This is a genomic window from Micromonospora sp. NPDC049044, assembly GCF_040649215.1.
In the GTDB taxonomy this organism is placed as follows: domain Bacteria; phylum Actinomycetota; class Actinomycetes; order Mycobacteriales; family Micromonosporaceae; genus Micromonospora.
This window is the reverse complement of the sequence record NZ_JBEZFA010000061.1, coordinates 22,069-33,178: the sequence shown is the minus strand read 5'-3', so window position 1 is coordinate 33,178 and position 11,110 is coordinate 22,069. Positions and strand designations below refer to the sequence as shown.

11 protein-coding genes and 1 pseudogene are annotated in these 11,110 nt (G+C 72.9%); 4 read left to right on the top strand and 8 right to left on the bottom strand.

Annotated elements, in window-relative coordinates:
• Positions 1-94, top strand: a pseudogene (locus tag AB0B85_RS32030) (M23 family peptidase); the annotation flags it as partial.
• Positions 95-160: 66 nt separating this feature from the next.
• On the opposite strand, the gene AB0B85_RS32025 reads toward AB0B85_RS32030, so the two are convergent.
• Positions 161-1,699, bottom strand: coding sequence for a replication-associated recombination protein A (locus AB0B85_RS32025; protein WP_357413239.1), 1,539 nt, complete (start codon positions 1,697-1,699; stop codon positions 161-163).
• 74 nt (positions 1,700-1,773) lie between these two features.
• Positions 1,774-1,986: a hypothetical protein gene (locus AB0B85_RS32020; RefSeq protein ID WP_007458297.1), complete on the bottom strand. Its 213-nt coding sequence runs from the start codon at positions 1,984-1,986 to the stop codon at positions 1,774-1,776.
• A 140-nt stretch (positions 1,987-2,126) separates the two neighbouring features.
• Here AB0B85_RS32020 and AB0B85_RS32015 point away from each other — a divergent pair, with 140 nt between their 5' ends.
• Entirely contained in the window at positions 2,127-2,867 is a 741-nt protein-coding gene (locus tag AB0B85_RS32015) for a GNAT family N-acetyltransferase (RefSeq protein WP_357413237.1), read from the top strand.
• Positions 2,868-2,901: 34 nt separating this feature from the next.
• Here the strand turns inward: AB0B85_RS32015 and AB0B85_RS32010 are convergent, their stop codons facing one another.
• From AB0B85_RS32010 to aspS, 4 genes are all read right to left on the bottom strand, one after another.
• Positions 2,902-4,188 carry an MFS transporter gene (locus AB0B85_RS32010; protein WP_357413246.1) on the bottom strand — a complete coding sequence of 429 codons (1,287 nt, stop codon included), beginning with the start codon at positions 4,186-4,188 and terminating at the stop codon, positions 2,902-2,904.
• Between the two features lie 11 nt (positions 4,189-4,199).
• Positions 4,200-4,799 carry a helix-turn-helix domain-containing protein gene (locus AB0B85_RS32005; RefSeq protein WP_357413235.1) on the bottom strand — a complete coding sequence of 200 codons (600 nt, stop codon included), beginning with the start codon at positions 4,797-4,799 and terminating at the stop codon, positions 4,200-4,202.
• Between the two features lie 71 nt (positions 4,800-4,870).
• Positions 4,871-5,683, bottom strand: coding sequence for a sugar nucleotide-binding protein (locus AB0B85_RS32000; RefSeq protein ID WP_357413233.1), 813 nt, complete (start codon positions 5,681-5,683; stop codon positions 4,871-4,873).
• Positions 5,684-5,776: 93 nt separating this feature from the next.
• The gene (gene aspS, locus AB0B85_RS31995) at positions 5,777-7,582 is read right to left on the bottom strand and encodes an aspartate--tRNA ligase (RefSeq protein ID WP_357413244.1); all 1,806 of its coding nucleotides are present in this window, start codon (positions 7,580-7,582) and stop codon (positions 5,777-5,779) included.
• Between the two features lie 185 nt (positions 7,583-7,767).
• On the opposite strand from aspS, the gene AB0B85_RS31990 reads away from it, so the two are divergent.
• Positions 7,768-8,487, top strand: a complete 720-nt coding sequence (locus tag AB0B85_RS31990; RefSeq protein WP_357413231.1) for a DUF998 domain-containing protein — start codon at positions 7,768-7,770, stop codon at positions 8,485-8,487.
• A 97-nt stretch (positions 8,488-8,584) separates the two neighbouring features.
• Here AB0B85_RS31990 and AB0B85_RS31985 read toward each other — a convergent pair whose 3' ends face one another.
• Positions 8,585-9,628 (bottom strand): S1 family peptidase, encoded by a 1,044-nt coding sequence (locus AB0B85_RS31985; protein WP_357413229.1) that lies wholly within the window; start codon positions 9,626-9,628, stop codon positions 8,585-8,587.
• A 273-nt stretch (positions 9,629-9,901) separates the two neighbouring features.
• Complete coding sequence (locus AB0B85_RS31980) at positions 9,902-10,378, bottom strand: helix-turn-helix domain-containing protein (protein WP_357413227.1); 477 nt, start codon at positions 10,376-10,378, stop codon at positions 9,902-9,904.
• 56 nt (positions 10,379-10,434) lie between these two features.
• Between AB0B85_RS31980 and AB0B85_RS31975 the strand changes: the two genes are divergently transcribed.
• Complete coding sequence (locus AB0B85_RS31975) at positions 10,435-10,941, top strand: PaaI family thioesterase (protein ID WP_357413225.1); 507 nt, start codon at positions 10,435-10,437, stop codon at positions 10,939-10,941.
• Positions 10,942-11,110 lie beyond the last annotated feature (169 nt).

Below are 11,110 nucleotides of genomic sequence, written 5' to 3'. Positions count from 1 at the left end.
GGACAGCGCCGAGCCCGAGGTGTGGCTGCTGCCGCTGCAGGGCTACGACTTCAACTCGCCCTACGGGGTGCGCTGGGGCAAGATGCACACCGGCGCGTCTTGGCGCGGGGATCGCGCCGCTCGTCCGGGCCCTCGTCCGGGCGGTCCCCACCACGCGATCTCACTGTTGACCCTCTCCTGCGGCGTCAGCGCCGCTGTCCTGCGTCGTGCCGGAGGTGCCCGCGCCCGTCGTCGCGCGGTCGTTCTCATCAGGAAGCGCGGACGCCGTCCGTGGTGTTACCGGCGGCTCGGCTGTCGGAGTGTCCGGACGGGTGGCCGGGGCCGGCAGGCCACGCACGATCCGGCGCAGCACCGGCAGCCGGGTGGCCACCGACCGTTCCGCGCCGTGCGGGCTGGGCTGGTAGTAGTCGATGCCGACCAGGTCGTCCGGCACGTACTGCTGGGTGAGCACGCCGCGCTTGTCGTCGTGCGGGTAGCGGTAACCCGTGCCGTGGCCCAGGCCGCGGGCGCCGGAATAGTGCGCGTCGCGCAGCCCGCGCGGCACCGGGCCGCCCCGACCGGCCCGGACGTCGGCGATCGCGGCCCCGATGGCGGTGGTGGCCGAGTTGGACTTGGGGGCGGTGGCCAGGTGGATCACCGCCTGGGCCAGGTTGAGCTGCGCTTCGGGCAGCCCCACGTACTCGACGGCGTGGGCGGCGGCGGTGGCGACGCTCAACGCGGTGGGGTCGGCCATGCCCACGTCCTCGCTGGCGAAGATGACCAGGCGGCGGGCGATGAACCGGGCGTCCTCGCCGGCGACAAGCATGCGGGCCAGCCAGTGCACCGCGGCGTCGACGTCCGAGCCGCGCATGCTCTTGATGAAGGCGCTGACCACGTCGTAGTGGGCGTCGCCGTCGCGGTCGTAGCGCACCGCCGCGACGTCGACGGCCTGTTCGGCGGTGGCGAGGTCGATCCGTCCGCCGCCGACCGCCGTGGCGGAGGCCGCCGCCGCCTCCAGCGCGGTGAGCGCCTTGCGGACGTCACCGGCGGCGAGCCGGACCAGGTGGTCCTCGGCCTCGGCGGCCAGGGTGAGCCCGCCGTCCAGGCCGCGCTTGTCGGCGACCGCGCGGCGCAGCAGGCCCCGGACCGCCTCGTCGTCGAGCGGTTGCAGGGTGAGCAGCACGCACCGCGACAGCAGCGGCGAGATGATCGAGAAGTACGGGTTTTCGGTGGTCGCCGCCAGCAACGTGACGGTGCGGTCCTCGACCGCGGCGAGCAGCGAATCCTGTTGGGTCTTGCTGAACCGGTGCACCTCGTCGATGAAGAGCACGGTCTGCGGGCCGCCCGCGCGGCGCTGGCGACGGGCCGCCTCGATCACCGCCCGGACGTCCTTGACGCCGGCGGAGAGCGCCGACATGGCGACGAAGCGGCGGTCGGTCGCCCCGGCCACCAGGTGCGCGATTGTGGTCTTGCCGCTGCCGGGCGGACCCCAGAGGATCACCGACATCGGGGCGCCGCCGGAGACCAGTTGCCGCAGGGGGGCACCGGGGGCGAGCAGGTGGTCCTGCCCGACCAACTCGTCGAGGGTGGCCGGGCGCATCCGGACGGGCAGGGGCGAATCGTCGGCCACCGCGGTGAAGCCGTCGACGCCGGCAGGACCGTCGGGCGCGCTACGCGCCCCGGCGGGTTCACCGAGAGAGAAAAGGGCGTCGGACTCCATCACGAAGACAGTACCGGGCCGGGCCCACGGGGCCGGAATCGCGCCGTGGGCCCGCCACCGGTGATCGGTTCCGGTCAGCCACGACCGGGGCGCCGGCCCCGGTACCAGCGGCCGCCGCCACCGCCGCGCGGGCCGCTGCCGACGCCGGCCAGGTAGAGCGAGAGCAGGAGGAGACCGATGAGCACGAGCGTGTTCCAGTTGAACAGGTCCGGTGCTCCGAAGTCGGTGTTGAGCAGGTCGAGCAGCAGCGCGAAGCCAAAGACGATAGCCGCGAGAATGGCGAGCATGTCGGTCCTCCGGTGGGGGTTCCCAGTAGGTCGGCGCGAGATGTACCCAATCGGTCGGCTCGTCAATCTCCACGATGGATGGGGTCGCATCGCCCCAGGCCGGCGCGGGCGTTGCGGCAGCTGCTCCTAGGCTGGTGTCCATGATCATCGACGACCAGGTGCTCCTGGGACGGAGCGCCGTCCTGGCCACCGTCGGCCACCACCCGTTCGCCCGGCACGCGCTCCCGCGCAGCGCGCCGGTGCGCGCGTACCGGCGTGCCGGTGCCGTGCTGTGGCAGGTGCCGCCCGAGCACGGACCGGCCGGCTGCGCGATCGGCCCGGCCGAACCGGCGCTGGAGATCTGTGTCGCGCTCGCCGCCGACGGGATGCTGCACCCGGGACAGCGGCTGCACCTGCCCCGGCACGATCGCGCGCTGTCGGCCGACCGGCTGGCGGTTGCCGAACACAGTGACTGGGACTTCCACTGGACCACCGCGCCACCACCGGCCCAGCCGGACGAGCAGCCGGTCGTCCGCCTCACCGACGCCGACCGGCCGGAGCTGGCCGCGCTGGTCGAGGAGGCGTTCCCCGCCAGCACCTCCCGCCCCGGCGACCCCCGGGTGCTCGACTGGTACGGCATCCGGGTCGGCGACCGGTTGGTGGCGTGCGGCGCGGACCGCAGCCAGGGCGACATCGGTTTCCTCGCCGGCCTGACCGTCGCACCCGACCAGCGGGGGCGGGGGCTGGGCGCGTCCCTGACCGCCGGGATGACCCGGGCGCTGCTGGCCCGCCACGACACCGTGGGGCTCGGTGTCTACACGCACAACGTCGGTGCGGCCCGGCTCTACCGTCGGCTCGGCTTCACCGACACTCTCCCGCTCAGCTCGGTCCGCCTCGCCTGACCGGCGTTCCGGCCGGTCCGGCGAGGGGTCTTCGCTAACGGTCGACGGCGGGTACCGGGACCGCGGTCGGCTCGACGGCGGGTGTGGCCCGACGCCCGGCCCGCCAGGCGGGCAGGTAGAGCGGGGCGGCGACGGCAAGCACCACCGCGCCGACCACCATCGCGGCGCTGACGCTGGCGGCGGCGGCGATCGCGGTCAGGACCACCCCGCCGAGCGCGGCGGCCGGTGCCGACATCATCGAGTTCAGGGAGAGCACGCTGGTCCGGTACGGGCCGTCGACCTGTCGGTGCAACAGGCCACTGTGCAACGGGTTGGACGCGCCGTGCACGGCGTAGCAGGCCAGGTAGGCCGCCAACACTCCGACCGGGCCGGCGAACAGCCCCATCCCGACCACCGTCACACCCTGCAGGATGCGCAGCATTGCGGCGCCGGGCGCGGCGCCCAGCCAGCGCAGCAACAGCGGGGTCAGTGCCGCGCCGGCAGCCGAGGCGAGCCAGGCGGCCGAACTGGCCGGTCCGAGCAGCGCCGCGGCGCGGTCCGGGTTGCCGATCACCTCGGCGAGCCGGACCGGCAGCAGGGACTCGAAGGTGACCATGCCGAAGCCCCAGAACAGCTCCACCGCGACCAGGGCCAGCAGCACCCGGGAGCGACGCAGCAGCCCGACCGCCTCGCCGATCATCCGGGGCGCCTGGACCACCGAGGCCCGCACCGCCGCGAACCCGGTGGCCGGCCGCTGCTCGACAAGCAGGACGAGCAGGGCGACAAGCGCGACCGCCTGCGCGACGATCGCGGCCAGCACGGGCACGGTGAGTGCGCTGACCGGCCCGATCCGGCCCAGGGCGACAAGGCCACCGCTGAGCAGCGCACCGGCGCCGATGGCCGCGCCACTGACCGCGCCGGCGTGCCCGAGGCCCCGCTCGTACTCCGCGCTCGGGTCGGCGGCCAGTGTGGCGTCGACGTACCAGGACTCCAGCGGGCCGCTGTCCAGGGCCCGGTAGATCCCCTGCACGGCGTAGACCAGGAAGAACATCCAGAACGAGTCGGCCACCGCGAACAGCGACAGCGAGACGAGGCTGAGCGCCCCGGCGACGATCAACACGGGACGGCGGCCGAGGGCGTCGGCGAGCCCGCCGGTGGGCAGCTCCAGCATCAGCACCAGCAACCCCTGGGCGGTGAAGGCCAGGCCGATCTGCGGCAGCGACAGGCCCCGCTCCTGCATCAGCAGGACCATCACCGGGATCAGCAGACCCGTGGGCAGCCAGCGCAGGCCATAGAGCGTCAGGTAGCGATGCCGGACCTGACGGACGGAGAGCGCGCTCACCCTGCTCGCGCTCACCATCGCTCGTCCAGGCGCGGGAAGCCGGCCAGGAACACGTGCACGGGCTTGACGTCCGGGGCGTCGACGACGGCGTCGTCGCGGTAGCGCAGCAGCACCGCCCACAGGTCGTCGCTGAGCGCACGCAGTCGGGCCGGGTCGAGCGGCAACACCAGGTCACTCATGCCGGCGGCGTCGCGCCAGGAACGGGACTGGGTGTGCTCGACGGCCATCCACCGCTCGGCCAGCTCGGCCATCAGCCGCACCTGGTCGGTCTGGATCCACTGCACCGCGGCGCGGGCGTCCGGATCGTCGTCGAAGTCGGTGGGCTCGAAGTGACTCATGTCGTGCGCGGCCTGCCACCAGCGCTGCCGACCGGTGCCCCGGTCGGGATCCTCGGCCACCAGCCCCACCTCGGCGAGCTGCCGCAGGTGATAGCTGGTCGCGCCGGTGTTGGTGCCCAACTTCTCGGCGAGGGCCGTCGCGGTCGCCGGGCCGTCGATTCGCAGCGAGCCGAGCAGCCGCATCCGCAGCGGGTGGGCCAGCACCCGGACCTGTCGCGCGTCCAGATCGACGCGGCGGGGCTCGGCGCGCTTGCCGGGTGGGGAGTTCTCCATGCCTGCACACTATCTCTGCACACTTCTTATGCACAAGTCTTGTGCATAAGAAGTGTGCAGCCGCGCTCCTCTCAGTGCGCCAGGAGTTCGCGTACCCCGCGCAGCCGGGTCCGCAGCAGGCCGGCGGCGCGGGAGCTGTCGAGGCGTACGTCGAGGGGGCGGGTCAGGCCGGTCGAGGCGCCGGTGGTGGTCGTGAGGCCGGCCGTGCTCACACCAGACCGCTCGGCGACCAGCCGGCCCAGGTCGGCCCGGCTCACCGCATCGGGGCCGGCCACGTTGAGCGGACCCGCGTACGACGAGGCGACCAACTCCAGCACCGCGTCGGCCAGGTCGGTCACGTCGATCGGGCAACGCAGCTCGTCGGTGAACAGGACGGCCCGCCCGGCGAGCGCGTCCCGGCAGAGCTGGATCTGCTTGCTGCCCTCGCCCAGGATCAGCGAGGTACGCACCACTGCCGCCCCCGGGTCGATCGCCCGCACGGCGGTCTCCGCCGCCGCCTTCGCGGCCCCGTACGCGTGCACCGGGGTGGGTGGGTCGTCGTCGGCGTACGGCGTGGGACGACCGGCGTGCAGCGCGTCACTCGACACGTGCACCAGTCGGGCACCGACCTCGGCGGCGGCGACCGCCACGTGCGCCGCCCCGTCGGCGGTGACCGCCCAGTCCCCGTACCGGTAGGGGGTCCCGACGACCGCGTCCGGCCGCACCTCGGCGACCAGCGCGCGCACCGCGGCCCGATCAGTCACGTCCAGCCGCCGCGCCGCCACCCCCGGCACGTCCATCGAACCGGAGTGGAAGCTCCCCACCACCGACAACCCGGCGTCGACGGCCCGCCGGCAGACCGTACGTCCCAGAAACCCGCTACCCCCGACAACGAGCACCCGCATCCGCGCCCACTCCCCCACCATCGATCAAGAGGTCTGCGTCATCCCGCGGGGCGATGATGACGCAGACCTCTTGATCAACCAAACGGGCGGGGGTCAGACCGGGTCGGCCACCGGAGCGGCCGGGCCGGCGGTGCCGGTGTGGGCGGTGGCCGGCGGCTTCGGCTTGGCGTCGATGCCGGCCTCGGTGCGCTGCTGGCCGGTGATCGGGGTCGGCGCGCCGGTCAGCGGGTCGAAGCCGCCCCGGGTCTTCGGGAACGCGATGACCTCGCGGATCGAGTCCGCGCCGGCGAGAAGCATGCAGACCCGGTCCCAGCCGAAGGCGATGCCGCCGTGCGGCGGGGCGCCGTACTTGAACGCCTCCAGCAGGAAGCCGAACTTGTCCTGCGCCTCCTCGGGAGTGATGCCGAGCAGGTCGAAGACCCGCTTCTGCACGTCACCCCGGTGGATACGGATCGAGCCGCCGCCGATCTCGTTGCCGTTGCAGACGATGTCGTACGCGTACGCCAGGGCCCGGTCCGGGGCCTCCTCGAACCGGTCCACCCACTCGGCGTTCGGCGAGGTGAACGGGTGGTGCACGGCAGTCCAGCCACCCTCGTCGGTCTTCTCGAACATCGGCGCGTCGACCACCCAGCAGAACGCCCAGGCGCTCTCGTCGATCAGGCCGGACCGCTTGGCGATCTCGACCCGGGCAGCGCCGAGCAGCTCCTGCGCCTCCCGGGTGTTCGTGCTGGCGGCGAAGAAGACCGCGTCACCCGGCTTGGCGCCGACCGCGTCGGCGAGCCCACCCAGGTGCTCGGCGGACAGGTTCTTCGCCACCGGCCCGCGCGCCTCGCCGGTCTCGGCGTCCAGCACCACGTACGCCAGGCCACGGGCACCACGCGCCTTGGCCCAGTCCTGCCAGCCGTCCAGCTCCTTGCGGCTCTGCGCCGCGCCGCCGGGCATCACCACCGCGCCGACGTAGCCGCCCGCGTCGATCGCGCCGGCGAAGACCCGGAACTGCGTGCCGCGCAGGTAGTCGGTCAGCTCGGTCAACTCGACGCCGTAGCGCAGGTCCGGCTTGTCCGAGCCGTACCGGGCCATCGCGTCGTGCCAGGTGATCCGCGGGATCGGCTGGCTGATCTCGTGCCCCGCGAGGTCCTTCCAGAGCGTCGAGACGATCGCCTCACCGAGGTCGATCACGTCGTCCTCGGTGACGAAGGACATCTCGATGTCGAGCTGGGTGAACTCGGGCTGCCGGTCGGCCCGGAAGTCCTCGTCGCGGTAGCAGCGGGCAATCTGGTAGTACCGCTCCATGCCGCCGACCATCAGCAGCTGCTTGAACAGCTGCGGCGACTGCGGCAGCGCGTACCAGCTGCCGGGCTGCAAGCGCACCGGGACCAGGAAGTCGCGGGCGCCCTCGGGCGTCGACCGGGTCAGCGTCGGCGTCTCGATCTCCAGGAAGTCCCGCTCGTGCAGCACCCCCCGGGCCAGGTGGCTGGCCCGCGAGCGCAGCCGCAGGGCGTTCGCCGGCCCGCTGCGGCGCAGGTCCAGGTAGCGGTACTTGAGCCGGATGTCGTCGCCGGCCTCGATCTGGTCGTCCACCGGCAGCGGCAGCGGTGCGGCCTCGGAGAGCACCTCCAGCTCGGTGACTGTCACCTCGACCTCACCGGTGGGCAGCTCCGGGTTCTCGTTGCCGCCCGGCCGGCGGGTCACCTCGCCGACGACCTTCACGCAGAACTCGTTGCGCAGCGCGTGCGCGTCCTCCTCGCGGAACACCACCTGGACGACGCCGGTGCCGTCGCGCAGGTCGACGAAGATGACCCCGCCGTGGTCGCGCCGGCGGGCCACCCACCCGGCGAGCGTCACCGTCGAGCCGGCGTCCGCGGCGCGCAGGCTTCCGGCATTGTGGGTACGGATCACGGCTGGCAACTCCTCATCGTGGAACAGTCCTCACCGGCATTCTGTCAGGGCTGGCCGCCCCACCTCGGGGGCACCCGGCAGGCCGGCACGATTCGCAGGTGAGCAGGCGGCAGGCCGCGCGCTTCCCCGGTGGGCAGCCTGGCGAACCCGGCTCGCCGGGCCGCCGCGCCGGTTAACGTGGCCGAATGCGCGCCGTACCAAACTGGGGCGTCGCCACCGCGGTGGCCGCGCCGGTGCTGCTGGTGGGCGGTTGGACGGTCGCGGGTGCCCGCCAGCCGGCCGGGTACGACCCGGTTCGCGACACCATCAGCGAACTGGCGGGGCACGACGCCACCGACTCCTGGATCATGATCACTTGTCTGCTGCTGCTCGGCTGCTGCTACCTGGCGATCGCCGCGGTGCTGCACGCGGCCGGGCTGCCCAGCCGATTCCTGCTCGCCGTCGGCGGCGTGGCGACCATCGCGCTTGTCGCCTTTCCCCGGCCGGCCGTCGGCGGCTCACTCAGCCACGGCATCGCGGCCACCATCGCCGTCCTGGCGCTGGCGCTCTGGCCCGCCGGGTCGGCGCTGCGGCTGCCGCGGGGCCCGGACGCCGCACATCCGCGAAGCCCGCAGCCGCCCTGGGCGTTTCGGCGGGGCGTCGCGCTGAGCGCCACGCTCGTGCTGCTCGCCCTCTTCGGGTGGTTCGCGTTCGAGGTGACCAGCGGATCCCGGACCGGCCTGGCCGAACGGGTGACGGCGGTGGGCGTGTCACTCTGGCCGCTGCTGGCGGTCCTCGCCGCCCGACGGGCACACCTCGCCGGGGCCACCGACGGCGCCACGGCGCTCGGGCCCGCCCTGCCGACGACAGGTGTCGTACCCCCGGATCCCCTGCTGCCCACCGACGGGCGGGATCGCCTCGCCTGAGGCGGCGCGGGCGTCGGCGCCGGGGCGGACGGCCCTGGCCCCGGACGCGCGGCGCGGGCCGCCGGAGGATTCCGGCGACCCGCGGGCGGTGAATCGATCAGAAGACGCTGACGCCGTAGCGGCTCAGGGCCTCGGTGACGGGCTGGAAGTAGGTCGTCCCGCCGCTGCTGCAGTTACCGCTGCCGCCGGAGGTGAGGCCGAGCGCGGTGCCGCCGGAGAAGAGCGAGCCGCCGCTGTCGCCACCCTCGGCGCAGACGTTGGTGCGGATCAGGCCGGAGACCGAACCCTCGGCGTAGTTCACCGTGGCGTTGGTCGCGGACACCGAGCCGCTGCGCAGGCCGGTGGTGCTGCCCGAGCGCTGCACCGACTGACCGACCGACGCGTTGCCGGAGCCGGTGATGTCCCGGTAGCTGCCGTTGTAGAGGTAGACGTTGCCGGCGGCGTTCGCGGAGTTGCTGTGCCGCACGATGCCGTAGTCGTTGCCCGGGAAGCTGGTGCCGGAACGGGTGCCCAGCAGGGTCGTCTGGCTGGAGTTCGAGTACCAGTTGGTGCCGAGGTTGGTGCAGTGCCCGGCGGTCAGGAAGTAGTAGGTGCTGCCGCTGCGCACGTTGAAGCCGAGCGAGCAGCGGTAGCCGCCGGTGTAGATGGCCTGGCCACCCGAGATGCGGGTGCTGAGCACGCCGGCCTCGGCCTCGACCCGCACCGCGCCGTTGGCGCGCGCGGCGGCAGCCTTGACCCGCTCCAGCTTGGCGCCGGTGACGGTGCTGTCGACGGAGACGACCACCTGGTTGGTGATCGGGTCGCTCCACCAGGCGGTGCCCGGGATCTTGGCGGAGCGCTCCAGTTCGGCGGTGGCCCGGTTGAGTTCGCCGGCACCGCGGGTGACGTAACGGACGACGGCGCCGGCCTTGTTCGCCGCGCTGGCGGCGGCCGCGTCGGTCACCGTGACGACGGACCTGCCGCTGGCGTCGAGGTACGAGCCGGCCGAGCGGTCGCCGAGTTGCGCGGACAGCGCGGCGGCGGCGTCGGGCGAGGCGGCGGGTGCGGCCTGGGCGGGTGCGCCGATGAGCGCGCCGACGACCAGACTTCCGGAAACGGCGACAGTGGCCGCAACACGGAATGTGGACCTCGTGGGTCGCATGTAACAACCTCCTGGGCGGGGGAGCGGGTCTCGCCGAGGCCGGCTGACCCGATGACAACCCGGCCGATCTGGGGAAACCGGCCAAGTGCACTGAAGTATTCACATACTTAAGATCATTGACAAGGCTTGATTCGGCCCGGATTCGGCGAACGTTGCCGGCCACATCTCCGCAACACCCGCGACACGCTTGCGCACAGCCACCGTCACATCGGATCCGGTCGCGGCGCGCACGACTGTCGATGTCCTGCCGCGCTGCCGGCGCGACGCCGTCGGTCAGGGGGTACGACGACGGGCGCCCGGCCCGGGACGGGGCAGCACGTCGCGCGCCGGCCGCACGTCATGCCCGTCGGCACAGCGCAACTCGACGAACACCCGGGCACCGCAGTCACGGTGGGTGACGGTCAGCGGCGGCCCCTCGGGGTCGGCGAGGTACCTGTCACCCCACCCGAGCACGGCCACCAGGACCGGCCAGAGATCCAGGCCCTTCTCGGTCAACCGGTACTCGTGGCGCAGCCGGCTGCCCGGCTCCCGGTACGGCTCGCGGCGCAGCACGCCCTGCTCCACAAGGGTGCCCAGTCGGTTGGTGAGCACCTGCCGGGGGATGCCGGTGCGCACCCGCATGTCGTCGAACCGGCGTACGCCGGTGAACACCTCGCGGAGCACCACCAGGGTCCACCGTTCACCGAGGATCTCCATCGCGCGGGTGATCGTGCAGTTCTCCACCGACCAGTCGAGTGCCGTGGGTCGCATCCGGCCAGGCTAAGTCTCGTTGACAGACTCAGCAACCTGCTGCCAGGCTGCGGTTCATGACGCAAACGCAGGAACCGGCGCGCAGCCGCACCTTCACCTGGGCGGACCCGGCGCTCAACGCCGCCCAGATCGGTAAACTGAGCGGCCTCGACATGATCCGGTCGATGATCGCCGGCGAGCTGGCCACGCCGCCGGTGATGCACCTCATCGACATGGCCCGGATGGCGGCCGAGGAAGGTCAGGTCGTCGTCGAGCTGACCCCGCAGGAGTTCCACTACAACCCGCTCGGCAGCGTTCACGGCGGCGTCCTCTCGACGCTGCTGGACACCGCCGCGGCCTGCGCCGTGCACACCACCCTGCCGGCCGGCGTCGGCTACACCTCGCTGGACCTCAACGTGAAGTTCCTCCGTCCGGTCACCGTCGACAGTGGCACGCTGCGCTGCGCGGGCACGGTGCTGCAACGGGGCCGCCGCACGGCCCTGGCCGAGGCTCGCATCACCGACGCCAACTCCCGCCTGATAGCCCACGCCACCAGCACCTGCCTCCTCCTCCCCCTCCCCTAACCCCGCCCCCGCCCCCGCCCCCCACCCCCCTCTGCGTCGATCATGAAGTTATTGCCACGACACGCCGACGCGAGTGGCAATAACTTCATGATCAACGGGCCGGGCCGGGCCGGGGCGGGGCGGCCGGGGCGGGTCGGGGTGGGGTGGGGTGGGGGCAGGTGGGTGGGGG